The organism is Planomonospora sp. ID67723 (genome assembly GCF_015711605.1).
Classification (GTDB): domain Bacteria; phylum Actinomycetota; class Actinomycetes; order Streptosporangiales; family Streptosporangiaceae; genus Planomonospora_A.
In genome coordinates, this window is record NZ_JABTEZ010000008.1 from 35,183 (window position 1) to 53,621 (window position 18,439).

General features: G+C 72.3%; 20 protein-coding genes. 8 read left to right on the forward strand and 12 right to left on the reverse strand.

The annotated features are described in order from the left end of the window. Positions 1-77 precede the first annotated feature (77 nt). The 8 genes from HS041_RS37520 to HS041_RS37555 form a co-directional block, all read right to left on the reverse strand. On the reverse strand, positions 78-1,694 hold the full coding sequence (locus tag HS041_RS37520) for a beta-N-acetylhexosaminidase (RefSeq protein WP_196445679.1): 1,617 nt from the start codon (positions 1,692-1,694) through the stop codon (positions 78-80). An 80-nt stretch (positions 1,695-1,774) separates the two neighbouring features. Then, positions 1,775-4,561 (reverse strand): CDP-glycerol glycerophosphotransferase family protein, encoded by a 2,787-nt coding sequence (locus tag HS041_RS37525; protein WP_196445680.1) that lies wholly within the window; start codon positions 4,559-4,561, stop codon positions 1,775-1,777. 173 nt (positions 4,562-4,734) lie between these two features. Then, on the reverse strand, positions 4,735-5,064 hold the full coding sequence (locus HS041_RS37530) for an MGMT family protein (RefSeq protein WP_196445681.1): 330 nt from the start codon (positions 5,062-5,064) through the stop codon (positions 4,735-4,737). Between the two features lie 16 nt (positions 5,065-5,080). After that, a complete protein-coding gene (locus HS041_RS37535; RefSeq protein ID WP_196445682.1) occupies positions 5,081-5,449 on the reverse strand; it encodes a hypothetical protein in 369 nt (122 codons plus the stop codon). A gap of 99 nt (positions 5,450-5,548) precedes the next feature. Then, complete coding sequence (locus tag HS041_RS37540; RefSeq protein WP_196445683.1) at positions 5,549-6,826, reverse strand: S8 family serine peptidase; 1,278 nt, start codon at positions 6,824-6,826, stop codon at positions 5,549-5,551. After that, complete coding sequence (locus HS041_RS37545) at positions 6,820-7,836, reverse strand: hypothetical protein (RefSeq protein WP_196445684.1); 1,017 nt, start codon at positions 7,834-7,836, stop codon at positions 6,820-6,822. Before HS041_RS37545 ends, HS041_RS37540 begins: the two co-directional genes overlap by 7 nt. Positions 7,837-7,885: 49 nt before the next feature. Then, a complete protein-coding gene (locus HS041_RS37550; protein ID WP_307845641.1) occupies positions 7,886-9,121 on the reverse strand; it encodes a S8 family serine peptidase in 1,236 nt (411 codons plus the stop codon). Then, a complete protein-coding gene (locus tag HS041_RS37555; protein ID WP_307845642.1) occupies positions 9,115-9,849 on the reverse strand; it encodes a hypothetical protein in 735 nt (244 codons plus the stop codon). The genes HS041_RS37550 and HS041_RS37555 overlap by 7 nt, the downstream gene beginning before the upstream one ends. A gap of 131 nt (positions 9,850-9,980) precedes the next feature. Here HS041_RS37555 and HS041_RS37560 point away from each other — a divergent pair, with 131 nt between their 5' ends. Then, the gene (locus tag HS041_RS37560; protein WP_196445685.1) at positions 9,981-10,481 is read left to right on the forward strand and encodes a hypothetical protein; all 501 of its coding nucleotides are present in this window, start codon (positions 9,981-9,983) and stop codon (positions 10,479-10,481) included. Further along, the gene (locus HS041_RS37565) at positions 10,481-10,783 is read left to right on the forward strand and encodes a transcriptional regulator (protein ID WP_196445686.1); all 303 of its coding nucleotides are present in this window, start codon (positions 10,481-10,483) and stop codon (positions 10,781-10,783) included. The genes HS041_RS37560 and HS041_RS37565 overlap by 1 nt, the downstream gene beginning before the upstream one ends. Before the next feature lie 58 nt (positions 10,784-10,841). Here the strand turns inward: HS041_RS37565 and moeZ are convergent, their stop codons facing one another. Together moeZ and HS041_RS37575 are read right to left on the reverse strand one after the other, a co-directional pair. Continuing rightward, complete coding sequence (moeZ, locus tag HS041_RS37570; protein WP_196445687.1) at positions 10,842-12,023, reverse strand: adenylyltransferase/sulfurtransferase MoeZ; 1,182 nt, start codon at positions 12,021-12,023, stop codon at positions 10,842-10,844. A gap of 74 nt (positions 12,024-12,097) precedes the next feature. Next, complete coding sequence (locus HS041_RS37575; protein ID WP_196445688.1) at positions 12,098-13,009, reverse strand: alpha/beta fold hydrolase; 912 nt, start codon at positions 13,007-13,009, stop codon at positions 12,098-12,100. 168 nt (positions 13,010-13,177) lie between these two features. Here HS041_RS37575 and HS041_RS37580 point away from each other — a divergent pair, with 168 nt between their 5' ends. From HS041_RS37580 to HS041_RS37590, 3 genes are all read left to right on the forward strand, one after another. Continuing rightward, positions 13,178-13,513 (forward strand): hypothetical protein, encoded by a 336-nt coding sequence (locus HS041_RS37580; protein ID WP_196445689.1) that lies wholly within the window; start codon positions 13,178-13,180, stop codon positions 13,511-13,513. Positions 13,514-13,715: 202 nt separating this feature from the next. Next, entirely contained in the window at positions 13,716-14,039 is a 324-nt protein-coding gene (locus tag HS041_RS37585; protein ID WP_196445690.1) for an SH3 domain-containing protein, read from the forward strand. A gap of 210 nt (positions 14,040-14,249) precedes the next feature. After that, a complete protein-coding gene (locus HS041_RS37590) occupies positions 14,250-14,597 on the forward strand; it encodes a hypothetical protein (RefSeq protein WP_196445691.1) in 348 nt (115 codons plus the stop codon). A 102-nt stretch (positions 14,598-14,699) separates the two neighbouring features. Here HS041_RS37590 and ku read toward each other — a convergent pair whose 3' ends face one another. After that, a complete protein-coding gene (ku, locus tag HS041_RS37595) occupies positions 14,700-15,521 on the reverse strand; it encodes a non-homologous end joining protein Ku (protein ID WP_196445692.1) in 822 nt (273 codons plus the stop codon). A 207-nt stretch (positions 15,522-15,728) separates the two neighbouring features. On the opposite strand from ku, the gene HS041_RS37600 reads away from it, so the two are divergent. The 3 genes from HS041_RS37600 (at position 15,729) to HS041_RS37610 (ending at position 17,175) form a co-directional block, all read left to right on the forward strand. After that, complete coding sequence (locus HS041_RS37600) at positions 15,729-15,962, forward strand: hypothetical protein (RefSeq protein ID WP_230880404.1); 234 nt, start codon at positions 15,729-15,731, stop codon at positions 15,960-15,962. A 124-nt stretch (positions 15,963-16,086) separates the two neighbouring features. Next, positions 16,087-16,707 carry a TetR/AcrR family transcriptional regulator gene (locus HS041_RS37605; protein WP_307845643.1) on the forward strand — a complete coding sequence of 207 codons (621 nt, stop codon included), beginning with the start codon at positions 16,087-16,089 and terminating at the stop codon, positions 16,705-16,707. 237 nt (positions 16,708-16,944) lie between these two features. Next, positions 16,945-17,175 (forward strand): DUF3107 domain-containing protein, encoded by a 231-nt coding sequence (locus HS041_RS37610; RefSeq protein ID WP_196445693.1) that lies wholly within the window; start codon positions 16,945-16,947, stop codon positions 17,173-17,175. Positions 17,176-17,498: 323 nt separating this feature from the next. On the opposite strand, the gene HS041_RS37615 is transcribed toward HS041_RS37610, so the two are convergent. Continuing rightward, positions 17,499-18,149, reverse strand: coding sequence for a ferritin-like fold-containing protein (locus HS041_RS37615; protein WP_196445694.1), 651 nt, complete (start codon positions 18,147-18,149; stop codon positions 17,499-17,501). Between the last annotated feature and the right edge of the window lie 290 nt (positions 18,150-18,439).

Genomic DNA, 18,439 nt, shown 5'->3' on the forward strand with positions numbered 1-18,439 from the left:
GTCGGGGCAGGTCACCACCGGCAACCGGATGCCGCGGAGTGACGGGCGCGCCGCCCACCGGCCCGCCGGCGCGGAGGTCAGCCCGGCCAGGCCACCGCGGCGGACCGGTGGAAGTCCACGCCCAGCGCGGTCCAGCGGGGCCCGTGCCGGGCCAGGCGGGCCGCGAAGCCGTCGAAGTCCCTGGCGCTCCGCGGCGTCCAGGCCACCTCGGCGACCGCCGGGAGCCGGGGGAAGGCCAGGTACTCCAGGTCGTCCACCGTCTCGGCCGTCTCGGTCCACAGGGGGGCCTCCACGCCGAGCACCTGGCCGTCCCCGACGCCGGGAAGCATCTCCGCCGGATCCCAGTCGTAGGCGTCCTCCACCTCGACGAACCCGGCCCACCGCAGCCCGAGACGGGTCCCCTCGTCGTACTTCATGTCCAGGTAGGTCCGTGAGGCCGGGGACATGACCAGCTTCCCGCCCTGCCGTACGGCGTTCAGGGCGTCCTCGGGCGTCCCTCGCGTCCGCCAGTACTGGGTGACGGTGCCGGGGGCGAGCCGCGCGCCGCCGATCTCCTGCCATCCGGCCGCCCGCTTGCCCTGGGCGACGACCAGTTCCTGCGCCCGCTCCACGAAGCCGTCGAACTGCTCCCGCGTGAGCCGGGACACCTCGTCACCGCCGATGTGCAGGTACGGGCCGGGGGTCAGGCGAGCCAGCTCCCCGATCACGTCGGCCAGGAACCGGTCCACGGCGGGCCTGCCCACGCACAGGGCGCTGAAGCCGATGTCGGTCCCGGTGTACGGCTCCCGCCGCCTGCCGTCACAGCTGAGCGCCGGGTCGGCGGCCAGCGCCGCGTTGACGTGGCCGGGCATGTCGATCTCCGGGACGACCTCGACGAAGCGCTCCCGGGCGTGGGCGACGATCTCCCGGTAGTCCTCCTCGGTGTAGAAGCCTCCGGGCCCGCCGCCCACCTCGGTGGCCCCGCCGATCCTCGTCAGCTCGGGCCGCCCCGCGACCGCCAGCCGCCAGCCCTGGTCGTCGCTGAGGTGCAGATGGAGAACGTTGATCTTGTAGGCGGCGACGAGGTCCACATAGCGCTTGACCTCATCCACCGTGAAGAAGTGCCGGGCGACGTCCAGCATCGCGCCGCGCCAGGCGAACCTCGGCCGGTCGGTGATCCGCACGCCGGGCAGCGTCACCTCCGCCGCCCCGGCCCGGCCGGTCGCCGGCAGCAGTTGCCCGAGCGTCTGCACCCCGCGGAACAGCCCCACCGGCCGGCTCGCCCGGACCCGGATCCCGGCCGCGTCCACGGTGAGCTCGTACGCCTCGGCGCCGGGCCCCCGAAGAAGCGCATCCGGGCCGGCGTCCTGTCCCGCACCGGGGCTCCGGCCGGGGTCGGCCTCCGTTCCGGAGTCCCGGCCTCCGGTGAGCTCCAGGCGGACCGCTCCGCCCTCGCCGATGCGCGGCGCCCGCCCTGTCACCTCCCGTACGGCCGCCGCCAGGTGCCCGGCCGCCCCCTCGGCCTCCGGCGGCGCCGTGATCACGGTGTCCCCGCCGATCGTGAACCCGGCCCCCCGGTAGACGACCTCGGCGGGGAGCGGCACCAGGCCGTGCGGGGTCTCCGGCGGGGCGGGGGCGCCGCCTCCGCCGGAGCACGCTCCCGCGGAGAGCGCGGCGGCGACCAGCGCGGCGACGAGGGACGCGGACCATCTCATGCCCGCATCAGATCACCGCCGCCCCGGCGCAGGAACCCTAATCGGAAAGTTTCTTTAGCATTTCTTTCCCCGGCGCCCCGTCAGAAGACGTGGTCGACGAGCCTGGCGGTGGCCTTGCCGTCGTCGCGGGGCGCGTAGGTGCGCCTGAAGCGCTCGTAACGGTCGGCGTGGGCGGCGGCCACCTGGTCGATCGTCCGGAGCGCCTCGATCACCTCGGCCCCGGTGGACAGCAGCGGGCCGGGGGCCTCCGCCGTCAGGTCGAGGTAGAGGCCGCGCTTGGCCGAGTAGCGCTGCAGATCGTAGGTGAAGAACAGCATCGGCCGCCCGGTCGCGGCGAAGTCGAACATGACGGACGAGTAATCCGTGATCAGCACGTCCGCCACCAGCAGCAGATCCGCCATATCCGGATATGTCGTAACGTCACGTCCCAGCCCCTGAGGGATGTTGGGCGTCGCCTGCATCGAGTGGCCCCTGATCAGGAACTCGTGGCCGGGGCCGAGCACCCGGTGCGCCTCGGCCAGGTCCAGCTTGAGCGAGGCGTTCCTCCGGTCGTAGTCGCGGAACGTCGGCGCGTAGAGCACCAGCCGGGCGTCCGCGGCGACGCCGAGCCGGGCGCGCACCCGCGCCGCCAGTCCCTCGCGGTCCGGGGAGACCAGGACGTCGTTGCGCGGGTAGCCGCTCTCCAGGACCTCGCCCTGGTAGCCGAACGCCTTGCGCAGGACCGGCACGGCCCACGGGCTCTGCGCGACCAGCAGGTCCCAGCCGCGCACCTCGACGGCCTGCCGGTGCCAGGCCGGCGGCCTCGGGTCACGGGACATGTGCGGCAGGTCGTTGCCCATGCGCTTGAGCGGGCTGCCGTGCCAGGTCTGCACGACCGTCTGGTCCTCGCGCGCCCGGAACCACGGGGGCAGGAAACCGTTGGTCACCACGTACCGGGAGCGGGCGAGCACCGCGTAGTGCTCCCGGCTGCCCGCGCGGACCACGGTCGGGCGGATGTCGGCGAACCCGAGCTCCCGGGAGCCCGGCGGGGTGAACGCGCCGTCCTTGACGATCCAGATGTGCTCGCGGTCGTCCCCGCGCCGCACCCGCTCTTCGTAGATCGCGCGGACGTTGCCCTCGTACTGCCGTCCGTCGTAGGCGACGTAGACGGTCGCGTCGCTCAGCTCGCGGGTCCGCTCGGCCGGGTAGAAGGTGCGCTGCAGGGCGTACAGTCCGCCCGCGCCCTTCTCGTCGTCGGGCAGGTTCTCCGCGACCGCCAGCACCGGCACGTCGAACCGGGTGGAGATCAGCCGGTACTCGCGGCCGTTGACGACCTTCACGCCCTCGTCCAGGCCGGCGAGGGCCGCGTGGTCCATCCGGACCGGGACGATCTTCCCGGACGCCTCGCGGACCGCCATGCTCCAGTTCCCGCTGCCCAGCGGGACGGTCTCTCCGAAACGGGGCATCGCCGCGGGCGCCAGGCGCACCGTGAAGCGGGAGCCGTCGCGCTCCAGCTCCGTGGCGTACACCAGCCCGCTGCGGTGGCGGATCGTCAGCTCGGCCCGGCCCGAACCGGGGTAGGAGCCCTCGAGCGTGAGCGAGCCGTCCTCGCCCCAGGTCACGGCCGAGACGACCGGGCGCACCCGGTGCGCCGAGACGATCACCCGGTCCCGCCGGTCGCCCAGCACTGTGATCTCTCGCTCGCCGATGACGGAGCGGCTCTCCTGGGCGCCTCCCAGCATGACCGGGGCCGCCGGGTCGCCCTTGGGCTCGATCCAGAGCCTGCCGCCGTCGCGCTCGGACAGCAGCGACGCCACGGCCAGCGGCACGACGACCTCCGTGCCGTCCTCGACCGGGGTGAAGTCGGCCGCGATGCGGTGGCCGTCCAGCCGCGCGTGCCCCTTGACGACCTCCTTGCCCGGCAGGAGGACCTTCAGCTCCAGCCGCTCGCCGTCCAGCCGCACCCCGGTCAGTTCGGCCCGGGTGGGCTGCAGCACGATCTGCAGGGCGCGGTCGGAGGTCCAGACGGGCCGGATCCACCAGCGCGGACGGGTCTCCACGCCCGGCGGGCGCTCGGTCCGGCCGCTGGAGGGACCGCGGAGGAGACCGACGGCGCGGGCGCCCCGGCTCCAGATCACGATCTCGGCGCGCCAGGTGGTGGTGTCGCGCACCGTGGCCCGGCGGCGCAGCAACCGCTTGCCGCCGCGGACGACGGCCCGCACGGCGGCGCGCCAGCGCAGCGCCCCGGGGGACAGCTCGGCGGTGAACCCGGACCAGTCGTAGTTGCAGCCCGCCTCGCGGGCGCCGTGGGTGGCCTCCGGGTGGTGGATCCGACGGGTGCGCAGCCGGATCGGGGGCAGCCAGCGGGGACCGCGCAGCACGACGGTGGCCCGGTTGAAGCGGCGGCTCCGGACCGAGAGCCCGGCCAGGTAGGCGTGGCCGGTGATCCGCAGCCGCCCGCCCTCCCAGGAGACGTCCTCGACCTGCGTCACCGGGATGAGGTCGGCGGCGCGCAGCCGGTACAGCGATTCCGGGATCTCGTCACGGAGCGGCAGGTCGGCGTACCAGCGCAGGTTCTTCCTGATCCGCCGGGACGGCTCCGCGGCGGCGGTGACGAGCTTCTGCAGGGCGTCGCTCTCGGCCAGCTCGTCGATCGTGCGGTTCTCGACCAGGTGGAAGGCGAGCCGGCGGGCGACCGGGAGGTCGAGCTTGACCCTGGGGTCGACCCCGGCCAGATACGGCTTGACCGCGGTGAGGAACTCCCGCCGGCGGGCGGCCCCGCGCTTGACCGCGACGTCCATCCGGGAACCGAGCGGCCCGGCCAGCACGTCGGCGTCGAACCGCTTGCGCTCCGCCGGGGTCAGTCCTCCGCCGAGCAACGCGTCCATGATCGAAGAGAGGGGTTCTCCCCGGTCACAGAGATCCTGCACGATCCGCAGACGCTCGACGACGGCATCGCCGCTCGCTCGCGCGGGTGAGACGCCGGTGGCCATGGGGGAGGCACCGCCTTTCGGGCAGACGCTGTCCGTCCCCCGCCATGTTAGTGCGCCTCGAGAGTCGGTTACGCGCTACTTTCCGACTGTCCGTCCCATCGTGCGAGACGCATGTCCGCGCGGGAGCCCCGCAGCGGGGTCCCCTCCTGCCTCCACCTGGTGAGGCAGCGCTGCTCATGGCCCGGGGGCGGGGTTCCGTCGGCGTGCACGACACGCCACCACGGGACGCCGCCGCCCCAGACGGACATGACCCTGCCGACCTGGCGCGGGCCGCCCCGGCCGAGATACTCGGCGACGTCTCCGTAGGACATCACCATGCCGCTCGGGATGCGCTCGACCAGGTCGAGCACCGTCTCCGCGTACGGGGTCGGATGGCCCTGCGGCTCCGCGCCCCCCATCACGCGGTCCCGGCCGCTACGCGCTCCATACGGCGGGCCCGGCGGCGAGGATCTCCTCCAGCCTCCCGAACTCGTAGGAAGCCGGACCGTTCAGTTGCTCGACCATGCCGTCGCGGATCACGTAGGACTCCCCGTCCTCGCCGACCAGAGACGCCCCGAGGAGGGCGGACACCCTCGCGAGCTGGGCCACCTGCCAGTCGGACCCGGGCGCGCCGGACAACGTGCCGTTCCAGAAGGCGATGGCGTGGACTGCGTCACCGTGACGCGCGAGAATCTCGCCGGCCTCCTGCGAACCACGGAACTCGAACCCCGCCCGCCCGAGCACATCCGCGAGCTCCGCGAAGGCGAAAGGCGCCGGGCGCTCCACCCGCAACTCGTACCCCATGGTGCGCGACCCTAGCGAACCTTCACCCCTTTCCGGACAGGGAAAGCCGACATCGGGTCGACCGCATCCGAACAGTGTCCAAAACGCGCTCGAATCGCATCACAGCCGGCCTCCGGATCCGGACTTCCGGGTGAGGGTCACCACGGCGCCGGCGAACGCGAGCACCCCCAGAAGCAGGCCGGCGCCGTACAGCCAGAGGCGGAGCGGGTCGGCCCCCGGCCGGGGCGGCTCCTCGGGGAGCGGGCCCGTGCCGAAGTGGTGCTCCTCGGCCACCGGGGGCGGGGACGCGGCGGAGGCCAGCTCTCCCGCCTTGGCGAGTGCCGCCCCGGCGTCCACCACGCCGAACCCGATGTGGTCGTCGTATCCCGCGGTGGGGGCGAAGCCGGTGGTGGTGGCGAGGGCACGCGACACCATCTGCGGCGACATATCCGGATATTTCGCTTTTATCAGAGCCGCTACTCCGGCCACCAGCGCAGCCGAGACGCTCGTCCCGTCCGAGGAGCCGTACCGCCCGCCGGGGAGCACCACCGGCACCGCCACACCGGGCGCGGAGACCAGGACCGAGAGGTTGTCGCTGCTGAACGGGGCGGGCTCACCCACCTGGTCGGACGCCCCGACCCCGATGACCCCCGGGTATCCGGCGGGGAAGTTCCAGAAGGAGGTGGCGTTGGCGACGGCGTACTCGCTGTCGCCCCCGTTGCCCGCCGACGCCACGAGCACCACTCCCTTGGAAAGGGCGTAGGAGACCGCCTCACGCTCGGCCCGGTGCGGGCCGTAGGCGCCCAGCGACATGCTGACCACCTGGGCCCCGTGGTCGGCGGCGTAACGGATCGCCCTGGCCAGGGGACTGTCCCTGAGCGTCCGCAGGTCCGCATCCGGCGGGATCGTGCCGTCCTCGTCCTCGAAGTGCAGCGGCAGCGACAGGATCCGGGCCTCGGGCGCGATCCCGAGCAGGCCCCCGTCGCCGCCGCCCTTCCCCGCCCCGGCGATGAGCGAGGCCATGGCCGTGCCGTGCCGGCTCGTGGCGGCCTCCTCCCCGGAGCCGCCCTGCGTCTCCCCCGGATCGGCCCGCCCCAGGTCGGGACCGACGGTGACCCGGCCGCGCAGCTCGGCGACCTCGCCGTCCACCCCGTCGTCGACCAGGGCCACGGTGACCCCGGCGCCCCTGGTGACCCGCCAGGCCTCCTCGACGTTGAGCGCCTCCAGCACCCAGCGCTGCTCCTGGCGGATGTCGTCGGTCTCCCACCGCTCCTGGCGGATGTCGGAGGCACCGGCCGGTGCGGCCGCCGACGAGGGAGGAGCCGGGAGGAGCCCCAGGCAGGCCGCCGCGAGGAGCACGGCCGACGCACCCGCCGTCCGGGCCCGCCGCCTCAGCATTCGTTCCCCTGGGTGCAGCGCGGTACGGCCGGCTCGGCGCCCAGCGCGTGGGCGATGCGCCCGGCGACGGCCTGGGCCGTCGGCCACAGTTCGCTGTGCGGGATCTCCTCCGGGGCGATCGAGGCGCGGGTGCGGCCGTCGGCGTATCCGGCGGTGGAGAAGACGATGTACGGGCCGACCGCTGTCCAGGCGTTGCGCTGGCGCTGGGCCGCGCCGAACAGCTCGGTCGCCGTCCCGGGGAAGGCCACCGGCCGGACCCCCACCCGGTCGTCGGTGGCCAGCTCGGCGGTCGCCGCCCGCCGTTTCTCCACGTCGTCCATGACCGCGACGCCCACGGTGATCGCGAAGGTGGACGTCTGGTCCACGTAGGTCGCCCGCAGCAGCGTGCGGCAGCCGTGCTCGGCCAGGACCGAACCGACCGCGGCGTCCGTGCCGGACCGGCAGGCGGTCTCGGGGGCGATGCCGACCCGCTGGGCGTACTGCTGGGTCCTGGCGAGGCCGATGTACTCCAGCTCGCGGGGGAAGATCAGTGTCGCGGGCCAGGTGTGCCAGCGCCTGGCGATGTCCTCCTGGACGTAGCGGTTCTGCTCGGCGGCGGTCAGCGGGCGGGAGGCGGTCTCCCGCAGCAGCCCGACCGTGCCGGAGAGCACGTCGGCGGTGGCGACGGCCAGGATCGTGCCCATCAGCAGCAGGAAGATCATGCGGAACCGGATGCCCTGCTCGAGCGCGGCCGCCTCGGCGCGTTCCGCCGCCAGGCGGTCGCGGGCCACCGCCGGCCACGGGCGGACCCGGCCCCGGCGGAGGCGCGCGGCTCCCGGCGGCGAGGCTCCGGGACCCGCCGCACCGGGAGCCGGCGTTCCGGCGCGCCGGGAGCCGGCGGGCAGCGGCCCGCGGCGTGCCGAGGCGCCCCGGGTGATGCGGGACCCGGCCGGCGGCCAGCCGCCGCGGGCGCGCGCCGGCGGGGATTCCGGGCGCCGTTCCGGCTCCTGGGACCTCCCGGGCTGCGACATACTTCGATGCTACGTCGCGAGGCTCCGCCGCCCCACCTCCGGAGCGTGTTTATGACCTCACCGTGCGCGTGCGGCCGGCGAGCACCACGATGACCGCGAGGCAGGCGAGGGCGCCGAACCCGGCGACCGCGGCCACGCCCCCGTAGAGGGTGATCCTGCGCCGGTCCCGGTGGACCACCCGGACCGGCGCGGGGTCACCCTCCGCGGTGGTCCGGCCCACCGGGCGGGCGGGGTCCTGGGCGTCGCGCACCGCGGCGATGTGGGTGTGGCGGGCGATCCGGGCGGCCTCGGCGAGTGCCCGGCCGGCGTTGACGACGCCGAAGCCCGTGCCGGTGTCGTAGCCGCCCGCGGGCCGGCGGGTCACCCCCGCGGTGAGCGCCTGCACGACCAGCGCAGGCGACATTTTCGGATATTTCGCTTTTATGAGAGCAGCGACTCCGGAAACCAGCGCGGTCGCCTGCGAGGTGCCGCGGCCGACCCAGTACTCGTCGCCGGGCCCCGCCCCGAGGATGTCCACTCCGGGCGCGGCCACCAGGACCGAGGGGTTGGCGTTGGAGAACGACGCCCGCCGCAGCCCTCCGTCGGTGGCGGCGACCGAGACCACCCCGGGGAAGGCCGCCGGGTAGGAGTAGGGGGCGTGCCCGCTGGCGTCGCGCTCGTCCGCGCCGTCGTTCCCGGCCGCCGCGACGAGCACCACCCCCTTGGCGATGGCGTGGCGGACCGCCGCCCGCTCCTCCTTCGTCGCCAGTTCCTTGGAGATCGACATGTTGATCACGTCGGCGCCGCGGTCCACGGCGTACCTGATGCCCCTGGCCACCACGTTCTCGTACCGCTCGGCGGTGTTGAACTCCTGGAACCCCGGCTCCTCGTCCTCCAGGATCACCCGCACCGACAGCACCCGCGCCCTGGGGGCGACTCCGATCACCCCGTCGCGGCCGCCCGGACCGTGCCCGTGCCCGGCGATGAGGGAGGCCATGTAGGTGCCGTGCAGCCGCAGGGGCGCCACGCCCGGCGGGTTGGCGCCCGCCGTGAAGTCCCTGCCCTCGGTCACCGACCCCGCCAGGTCGCGGTGGCGTGTGTCGACCCCCGAGTCCAGCACCGCGACGGTCACGCCCTCCCCCTTCGAGATCCGCCACGCACCGGGCAGTCCCAGGGTCCCGAGCACCGCCCGCTGGCTGTCGCGCACGTCGTCCCCGCGCGCCGCGGGCGCGGCGCCCAGCGTGACCCCCAGGGTGAGCACGGCCGCCAGCGTCGCGGGAAGCCCGCGGGCCGCACGCCTCAGCACCGCCACTCCCGCGACCCGCAGTCCGGGGGGACCGGGGCGGACAGGGCGGCGAGGATCTGCGCGGCGATGTCGTCGGCGAAGGCGAACATGGTCGGCCGCTGCTCTCCGGCCGCCTTGGCCGGGCGCCCGTCGGTCCGGCCGACCGTGACCATCACCACGTACGGCCCGCTCCGGCGCGCCGAGAACGTCTGCCGCCCCGCCGGAGTGAAGCGGTCGGTGACCGTGCCGGGGAAGGCCAGCGCCTTCAGCCCCGGCGCGGGGCGCCCGCCCCGGGGCAGCGCCGCCTTGGCGGCGTCGGCGCCCCGGTCGTCCGGGAAGGCGGCGACGCCCACGGTGACGACGAGGCCTTGGAGCGCGTCGAGGTAGGTGGCGCGCAGGACCGCCCGGCAGCCCGCCCGCCGCAGGGAGTCGCGCAGCCTGGCGTCCACGGCCGGGTCGCAGGCGGTCTCCGGGGAGATGCCCACCCGGCGGGCCCTCTCCACACCACCCTGCTCGGCGGAGTAGGGCACCGTCTGCGGGAAGATCCGGCCTGCGGGCCACGTCCGCCAGCGGCGGGCCACCTCCTCGGCGGACGCCCGGCGCAGCTCCGCCGCGCTCGGGCCGCGGGTGAGCTCGGCTCCCGCGGCGCTCGCGGCGATCCCGGCGACGGCGGCGCACAGGAGCGCGAGCGCGGACGCCACGACCAGCACCGGCCACACCCGCCGCCGGCGGCCCGGCACGTCGTTCACGCCCCCGACCTTAATGCGGCGGGTTGCATGCCACCCGCCGTTCCGTCCGGATCCAAGGCAAGAAAGTACTTGACGGAATGGAAAGTGGAAAGTACTTTCCTTTATGGAAAGAAGATGAGAGGAGCCCCCCCATGGACGCCACCCCCCAGCACACCGACCCCTCCCCCGAGGAGGCCGCCCTCGCCCTGTCCGGCATCCGCGCCACGCAGGCCCGGGCCGTGGGCTCCACCCCCTGGTTCCCCACCTGGTTCGTCGTCGGCATCGGCCTGTCCGTCACCTGCATCCTGGCGGCCTCCGACCCCTTCGCCCCCATCCCGATCCCGTTGAGGATCGCGGGCATGGTGCTGGCGATGGCCGGGATCGCCGGCTGCTCCGTCGCGGTCGGCCGCAGCGGCAGCATGCGCCCCCACAAGAGCGTCACCGACGCCGTGGGGCTCATCGGATACTTCGTCTGGATCTTCTCGATCGCCGGCCTCACCGTGGCGTTCACCCTGTTCCTGGGCTCACTGGAGGTGCCGTTCGCCTCGGCCTGCGCCGGTCTGGCGATGACCGCGACCATGGGGCTCACCGGTCCGCTCCTCGCCCGCTGGGTCTCCCGCCGCAACGCGAGCAAGATCGAAAGGGGATCGTGATGGAGCTCGACCCGGTCATCCACGCGCCCGCGCGGCTGCAGATCGTCGCCCTGCTGGCCGCGGCGGAGGACGCCGAGTTCGGGTTCGTCCGCGACCAGGTCGGAGTGAGCGACTCGGTGCTCTCCAAGCACGCCAGTGCTCTGGAGGCCGCGGGATACGTCGAGATCCGCAAGGGATACGTCGGCAAGCGGCCCCGGACCTGGCTCAAGCTCTCCGGCCGGGGGCGCCAGGCCTACCGCGCCCACGTGGCGGCCCTGCAGGCCATCGTCGCCAGATCCGGGCTCAGTCTCACCAGCGAATGAACGACGCCCCGCGGAGCAGGTGCTCGGCGGGGCGTCGGCCGTACAGAACCGGGTGGACCTAGTAGGTCGGCAGGCTCGGGTCGATCGTCTTGACCCAGCTCAGCACACCGCCACCGAGGTGGACCGCGTCGGAGAAGCCGGCGTTCTTGACGATCGCCAGGCACTCGGCGGACCGGGCGCCCGACTTGCAGTGCAGCACGATCTTCTTGTCCTGCGGGAGCTTCTCCAGGGCGGAGCCGTTGAGGAACTCGCCCTTGGGGATGAGCACGGCGCCGGGGATGGAGACGATCTCGTACTCGTTCGGCTCGCGCACGTCGATCACGTAGATGTTCTCGCCCGAATCCTGCCAGGACTTGAGCTCGGTCGCGGTGATCGTGGAGCCGGAGACGGCCTCCTGCGCCTCGGCGGAGACGGCGCCGCAGAACGCCTCGTAGTCCTCCAGGAGCTGGGTGACCGTCGGGTTCTTGCCGCAGAGCACGCACTCGGGATCCTTGCGGATCTTGACCGAGCGGTAGGTCATCTCCAGGGCGTCGTAGATCATCAGCCGGCCGACCAGAGGCTCCCCGATGCCGGTGAGCAGTTTGATGGCCTCGTTGACCTGGATCGAGCCGATCGACGCGCACAGCACGCCGAGCACGCCGCCCTCGGCGCAGGAGGGGACCATTCCGGGCGGCGGGGGCTCGGGGTAGAGGCAGCGGTAGCAGGGGCCGTGCTCGGCCCAGAAGACGCTGGCCTGGCCGTCGAAGCGGTAGATCGAACCCCAGACGTACGGCTTGCCGAGCAGGACGGCCGCGTCGTTCACCATGTAGCGGGTGGCGAAGTTGTCGGTGCCGTCGACGATCAGGTCGTACCGGGCGAAGATCTCCATGACGTTGTCGGTGGTCAGGACCTCGTTGTGGACGACCACGTCGATCAGCGGGTTGATCTCCCGGACGGAGGCCGCGGCGCTCTCGGCCTTGGGCCGGCCCACGTCGGACTGCCCGTGGATGACCTGGCGCTGCAGGTTGGACTCGTCGACGACGTCGAAGTCGATGACGCCCAGGGTGCCCACGCCCGCCGCCGCGAGGTACAGCAGGGCGGGAGAGCCCAGACCGCCGGCGCCCACACAGAGCACCTTGGCGTTCTTCAGGCGCTTCTGCCCGGCCATGCCCACGTCGGGGATGATCAGGTGACGCGAGTAACGGCGCACCTCGTCGACGGTCAGCTCGGCTGCCGGCTCTACCAGCGGTGGCAACGACACAGTTCTGCTCCCGTTTCAGGGGGTCTTGAGTGGTGCGGCTAGCGCACCCCTCACAACCTAGCCGGGGGCCCCCGTCATTCCCCAATCGAGACGGGAGTCGTCTCATATATCAGACGGCGCGCCTCACGAGCCACCCTTTCCGGTAGTTCCATCTGGGCGACATGCCCGGCGTCGGGCAGCAACACCAGCCGCACGTGCGGGAACGTCCGCCCGGCCCGGGCGGCCATGCGCGGGTTGACGAGCCGGTCGTGGCGGCCGTGGATCACCAGCGTGGGCACCTGGATCCGAGCCGCCTGCCGCCAGAGGCTGTCCTCGCCTCGCCTGAAGTACTCGGCGACGAGGCCGCGGGCCGAGTTGAGCAGGGCACTCCCGGCGTACGGCAGGCCGTCCCGGCGGCGCAGCTCCTCGGCCGCCTCCCGCAGCCGCTCCGGGTGCACCCGGCCGAGATCGGCGTAACACATGCCGAGCGTCGCGTTGAGCCTGCGCTCGGCGGGCAGGACGCGCAGCCGGTCGAAGGCCCACTCCCCGAGTCCGGGCACCGCCGACAGGGCCACGCGCGCCGGGCCGTACCTCGGCAGCAGGTCGGGCATGGCCGGGGAGACGAGGGTGAGCGAGCGGACCAGCTCGGGGCGGGTGGCGGCCAGCCGTACCGAGACCGCGCCTCCCAGGGAGTTGCCGAACAGGTGGACGGGACGCTCGGCGACCCTCTCGATCAGCCTCGCGACGGTCCGGGCGTGGGCGTCGATGGAGTAGTCGCCGCCGGGAGGCTCCGGAGAGTGCCCGGCGCCGGGCAGGTCGACCGCGTGGCCGACCGCCACGTCCGACAGCTCACCCATCAGGTCGGTCCAGTTGGTCGCCGAGCCCGCGAGCCCGTGCACGTAGACCGCCGTCTCGGCGGGCCCGCGCGGGGTCGAGCGCACGTGGACGCGCTGTCCTCCCAGGTCGACCAGCTCTCCCGGCCAGCACGGAATCGGCCTGTCCCCCACGCTTCCTCCCGAGGTTCACGTCCTGTTCCGACGTTATTCCACAAGAAGGAACCGGGAGAACCTAAGCGTTCGGCATATGCCCGAGCGTCGCCCCCCATTGACCCTCGAACGGTGACATCCAGGACGGAACAGGCTCTTACGTCGAGTACGTCGAGAAGGAGTTACACCATGCGACTCAAGCGCTTCGCCGCCGCCTTCGTCACGGCGACCGTCGCCGCCGGGGGCACGGTGGCGGCAGGTGCCGCGCTGGCGGGCCCGGCCGAGGCCAGGGGGCTGGGCTGCGTGTTCCTCATCAAGCACCGCGCGCCGGTGAAGGCCAAGCCTTCCCGGAAGGGGAAGGTCGTGGACCGGGTCCGCAAGGGCGACCGGACCCTGGGGAGCTGCCAGGGATACGGCGAGGGCGAGAACTGGCACAAGATCGTGGGCACGCGGGACCTCAAGCGTGGTTACGCCCGGCAGAAGAACCTGAAAAGGCTCGGCACGACCGAGGAGTTCGGTCTTTAGAGCGACCGTCACCCCCTTCCCGCCTTTCCTCATGCCGTGGAGTCCGCCCGGACTCTGCGGCATGTCCCTTTTGTCCGAAAAAGACAAAAGAGGGCATCTTGTAACTCTATGTGTTTGGTATATGACTCTCGGTGCCCGTTTTCGGCGCATGAATCCGGACATCAAGGCGATAGTCACCGCATCGAGAGAGAAGGAGTGACTAATGATCTTTAAGCGACTCGCTGGCGCTCTGATCGCAGCCGCCGTCGCAGGCGGAGGCACGGTCGTCTTCAGCGCCGCCACCGCAACCGCCGCGGAGGCGGCGACCTGCAGCTACCGGGTGCGCAACGTCCCCGCCGGCAGCGCCCTCGCCGTACGCGAAGCGCCCTTCAGCGACGCCACCGTCATCGACGTCCTCCGCCCCGGCCAGATCACGTTCGGCCGATGCAAGAAGGAGCGGCCGAACTGGCGTGCCGTGACCGGCGTCGGCGGCAACGACGGCTACTCCCACAGGCGTTACCTGAAGAAGCTCTACAGGCTGTCCTGACGACCTCGAACGGCCCCGGACAGCCGGTGACGCGGCGCTCACACGATGGGTCCGGGTGCGTCGCGGTTGCTCATACATGCACGGACCTTGAGAAAAGACGCGTCCGACGACTTCCGCCTGACCATTAATCACGTATGTCCATTTCAATGATGGATGTCCGGTTATTCAGGTGACAAGTTAGTCCGAAACGACTGCAAGGAAGTGACCAAAATGAAGTTCCAGCGCCTCGCGAGCACCATCGCGGCAGCGGCCATCGCCGGCGGCGGCATGGTCGCCCTCAGCGCCGCCACCGCGGCTCCAGCCAGCGCCGAAACCGCATGCTTCTACAAGGTGCGCAACGTCTCCGCCGGCAGCGTTCTCAACGTGCGCAGGAAGCCGGGCATCAAGCCGAGTACCAACAGGCTGTACAAGGTGGTGGATGTCCTCTACCCCGGCCAGACGACCGTTGGCAAGTGCCGGCGCGCCACGGAGAACTGGCGCAACGTGGTCGGCAACGCAGGCTTCTGGGGCGGTGCCCACAAGTACTACCTGAACAAGGGGCAGAAGTTCACCTACTGACAGAGGCGGTACGCCTCCGTCCGACGATCCCGTGCCGCGGCGCCCGCAAGGGCCCGCGGCACGGGCGTGTCCGCCCCGGGCGGGACCCGCGGGCACGCCGCCTCAGGCGGACCTCCGGGTCTTGCGGGGTTTGCGCTCGGGCGCCTTCCGGTCCCGTTTCGCCGCGTCCACGCTGGCCCGCAGCGCGTCCATCAGATCCGCGGGCGGACCGCCCTCGGCGACGGGAGCCGCCGGCCGCACCACCTCGTGGCCGGCCACCTTCGCCTCGATGACCTCCTGGAGCGCCTGCCGGTAGGCGTCGTGGTACGCAGCCGGATCGAAGTCCCCGCTCATGGTCTCGATGAGCGAGACGGCCATCCGCGACTCCTGGGCGCGGATCTCCACGCTCTCCTCCAGGAAACCGAAGCCGGCCTCGCGCACCTCGTCGGGCCAGAGCATGGTCTCCAGCACGACCACCCCCTCCCGGACCCGCAGCGCCGCGAGCGACTCGCGCTGGCGCAGCGCCACCTTCGCGATGGCCACCCGCCCCGAGCGCTCCAGCGCGTCCCGGAGCAGCACGTACGGCTTCACGCCCACGGGGTCCGGCTCCAGGTAGTAGGACTTGTTCAGCAGGATCGGGTCGATCTGGTCGGCGGGGCTGAACTGGAGCACCTCGATCCGGTGCGCGGTCGGCAGCGGAAGGTCGTCGAAGTCGTCCTCGCCGAGCACCACCATCTCCCCGGTGGGCAGCTCGTAGCCCTTGGCCACGTGGGCGAAGGGCACGTCGTCCCCGCAGACCTCGCAGATCCGGCGGAACCTCACCCGGCCCCCGTCCTCCCGGTGCACCTGGTGGAAGGCCACGTTGCACTGCTCCGTCGCGGTGTACAGCCTGATCGGGATCGTGACGAGCCCGAAGGACACCGCGCCCTTCCAGATGCTCCGCATGGCGCCTCCCTGCCTCGGTTACGCCGGAGGGTTCTCCATCGATTTTCGCGCATGTGTTCGGAAATATCACCAAGTGAATGGAAAACTCACCGAGGGGGCACATACCCGCCACGGGGAAACCGATGCCACTGCCTTGTCGAGCAGGTGGGCGGCGGCGACGTACGCTGGGTGACGTCCATTGTTCGCGAAGGACGGAAGGACGGGCCGATGTCGGAGATGGATGTGAACAGCGACACCCTCGAGGAGATCGACGACACCTCGTCCGGAGGGACCGGCGGCGAGGTGGACGTCGAGACCCCCGAGGCCGACGCGGCCGAGCAGCACCGCGAGATGCGTGCCGCAGGCTCCTCCTGGCCCGACCGGATCCCGTTCGACGCCGACCCGGCGGACGCCACCGATCAGAGCCGGGAGGTCGCCCTCGACGAGGACGACTATCGCTGACCTGGTTACCCGCGCGTAGGATGGCCCGAGACGTGGAGTGCCCGGCGACGGGGTCGCGCGTAGCCAGCGGCGGCCCGGCGGATGCCCCGGGCACTCAATAGGAGCATCCCGCAAGGAGATCGCCGTGACCGCTACCCCGGACGCCAAGCCCCGGGGCACCCGGCTGCCCCGCATGGCCCGCCGCCGCCAGCTGCTCAGCGCGGCGCAGGAGGTGTTCGTGGAGAACGGATACCACGCGGCCGCGATGGACGAGATCGCCGAGCGGGCCGGGGTCAGCAAGCCGGTGCTCTACCAGCACTTCCCCGGCAAGCAGGAGCTCTACCTCGCCCTGCTCGACCTGCACGTGGACGACATGATCACCCGCTGCCGGGACGCCCTCGCCTCCACCACGGACAACAAGCAGCGCGTCCAGGCGGCGATCGGCGCCTTCTTCGACTTCGTCTCCGGCCAGGGCGAGGCGTTCCGCCTCGTCTTCGAGTCCGACCTGCGCAACGTCGCCCAGGTTCGCCAGCGCATCGAGCGCAACCTCCGCGAGAGCGCCGAGATGATCAGCCAGGTCATCCAGGAGGACACCGGCTGCTCCAGCGACGAGGCCCGCCTCCTCGGCGTCGGCCTGGTCGGCATGGCCGAGGTCAGCGCCCGTTACTGGATCAGCAGCACCGGCTCCATCCCGAAGGACGCCGCCACCCAGCTCATGGCCCGCCTCGCCTGGCGCGGCATCTCCGGCTTCCCCCGCACGAGTTGACGGGTTGCGGCGATGGGCCGTCTGCGTTGACGGGCCGTGCTCCGCCCGGCCGGCTCGGAGGCCGGTAACCGGCTCCCGCCCTCGTCACGTCCTCGCTGCGCTGCGCTGCGGGCGTTCCCCGGCTGGTTCACCGGCGCCCCCGAACGGGACGTCTGTTCGCTTGACGCGATCAACCGGCGCGTCAGATCCCGATCGGGGCGACGATGGGACGGCAGCCCTCGTCGAAAAGAGGACACAATGGAAGTCAAGATCGGCGTGCGTTCCGTACACCGCGAGCTCGTGATGGAGACCGACCTCTCGGCCGAGCAGGTGGAGGAGGAACTCGGCAAGGCCCTCTCCGCCGACCGGGGGATCTTCTCCCTCACCGACGTCAAGGGCCGCAAGGTCCTCGTCCCGATCGCCTCCCTCGGCTTCATCGAGATCGGCGAGGAGGAGGCCCGCCCGGTCGGTTTCGGCGGCACCCTCTAGCACTCGCCGCCCGGGCACTCTCCCCGCCCGCCGAGTCCGCAGCCGCGCGGGCGGGGATCCCGGCGGGCCCGGTGGGCGGCCTCCCGTCCCGGGTCGGTGGCCGGGCAGTCCGCGCTCCCCCTTCGCAGCACTGCGCGCGAAGCCCAGCGATTCGGCCCACATCTCGTCAAGGAACTGCCGTAGCGGCGCGAGGCCCTCATGTCTCGCACCGTACAACCGTTCGGTGCCTTCACGCCGCCCGATCAGCAGACCGATTCCCCGGGAACCGGAATCGGAGCCCTCAGCCGGCGCCGGGAGCCTGGACCGGAGACCCGCAACCGGCGTCAGGGACCCGGGGTCAGGCCCAGGGCCTCCATGCGCCTGCCGTGCGCCTCGGTCAGCTTGGCGAACATCCGGGCGATGTCCTCCTCCTCCGCGCTCACCAGCAGCGCCGCCAGCTCCGGCCGCACGGCGGCCACGTGCTGCCCCTGGCTCAGCGCCTCGCCGACCATCCTCCTGGCCCACAGCGCCAGCCGCCCGCTCAGCTTCGGGTCCTCCTTGATCGCCACGGTCACCCGCTCCACCGCGAACTGCGAGCGCCCCTCGTCGGCGAGCACCTCCTCGACCAGCCGCCGCGTCTCCTCGTCCACGTGGGCCGCCGCCTCGCGGTAGAAGTCGAGCGCGATCCCCGTGCCGACGTAGGCCTTGACCAGGGCCTCCAGCCAGTCCCCCGGCGCGGTCTGCTCGTGCCAGGCGTCCAGCGGTCCGGTGAACGGGGCCATCGCCTCCTCGGGGTCCGCCCCGAGCGAGGCGAGGCGGTCGCGGAGCAGGCGGAAGTGCGCGTACTCGGCCGCCGCGAGATCCCCGAGCGCGGCCCGGTCGGTGAGCGTCGGAGCGAGGCGCGCGGCGTCCTCCGCGAGGCGGAGGAACGCGGTCAGCTCGGCATAGGCGAGAACACCGAGGAGGTCGGCGACACCGGGAGAGGAATCACTCATGAGCGCAGCCTACGAGCCACGGGGCCCGGCGTCTCCGGAGGGCGGGCGGCCGGCTGCCCTGCGGGCGGCGGAACGCCCCCGCCATTCAGCGGGAATGCCGAGAAATCGATTCCCTGTTGTGGTATCGGGTACACTCGTCTGTGAAAGTGCGACCGCACTGTGTTAATCCGGGGGACCTGCCCCCGGACGCCCCCAAAAGTCGGCGTGACGCCGCAGCGGTCGCTGATGAAATGAGAGGGCTGGCCCTTCCGCGAGGACCCGGCACGGGGATATTTTCGCCCGTGGTCCCG

Bases quoted from the DNA above. Each gene is read 5' to 3' on its own strand.
- HS041_RS37600 (WP_230880404.1), top strand. From the start codon at position 15,729: ATGTCGGAGATGGATGTGAACAGCGACACCCTCGAGGAGATCGACGAC.
- ku (WP_196445692.1), bottom strand. From the start codon at position 15,521: ATGCGGAGCATCTGGAAGGGCGCGGTGTCCTTCGGGCTCGTCACGATC.
- HS041_RS37520 (WP_196445679.1), bottom strand. From the start codon at position 1,694: ATGAGATGGTCCGCGTCCCTCGTCGCCGCGCTGGTCGCCGCCGCGCTC.
- HS041_RS37610 (WP_196445693.1), top strand. From the start codon at position 16,945: ATGGAAGTCAAGATCGGCGTGCGTTCCGTACACCGCGAGCTCGTGATG.
- HS041_RS37540 (WP_196445683.1), bottom strand. From the start codon at position 6,826: ATGCTGAGGCGGCGGGCCCGGACGGCGGGTGCGTCGGCCGTGCTCCTC.
- HS041_RS37615 (WP_196445694.1), bottom strand. From the start codon at position 18,149: ATGAGTGATTCCTCTCCCGGTGTCGCCGACCTCCTCGGTGTTCTCGCC.
- HS041_RS37565 (WP_196445686.1), top strand. From the start codon at position 10,481: ATGGAGCTCGACCCGGTCATCCACGCGCCCGCGCGGCTGCAGATCGTC.
- HS041_RS37530 (WP_196445681.1), bottom strand. From the start codon at position 5,064: ATGGGGGGCGCGGAGCCGCAGGGCCATCCGACCCCGTACGCGGAGACG.
- HS041_RS37525 (WP_196445680.1), bottom strand. From the start codon at position 4,561: ATGGACGCGTTGCTCGGCGGAGGACTGACCCCGGCGGAGCGCAAGCGG.
- HS041_RS37560 (WP_196445685.1), top strand. From the start codon at position 9,981: ATGGACGCCACCCCCCAGCACACCGACCCCTCCCCCGAGGAGGCCGCC.
- HS041_RS37535 (WP_196445682.1), bottom strand. From the start codon at position 5,449: ATGGGGTACGAGTTGCGGGTGGAGCGCCCGGCGCCTTTCGCCTTCGCG.
- HS041_RS37590 (WP_196445691.1), top strand. From the start codon at position 14,250: ATGAAGTTCCAGCGCCTCGCGAGCACCATCGCGGCAGCGGCCATCGCC.
- HS041_RS37580 (WP_196445689.1), top strand. From the start codon at position 13,178: ATGCGACTCAAGCGCTTCGCCGCCGCCTTCGTCACGGCGACCGTCGCC.
- HS041_RS37585 (WP_196445690.1), top strand. From the start codon at position 13,716: ATGATCTTTAAGCGACTCGCTGGCGCTCTGATCGCAGCCGCCGTCGCA.
- HS041_RS37545 (WP_196445684.1), bottom strand. From the start codon at position 7,836: ATGTCGCAGCCCGGGAGGTCCCAGGAGCCGGAACGGCGCCCGGAATCC.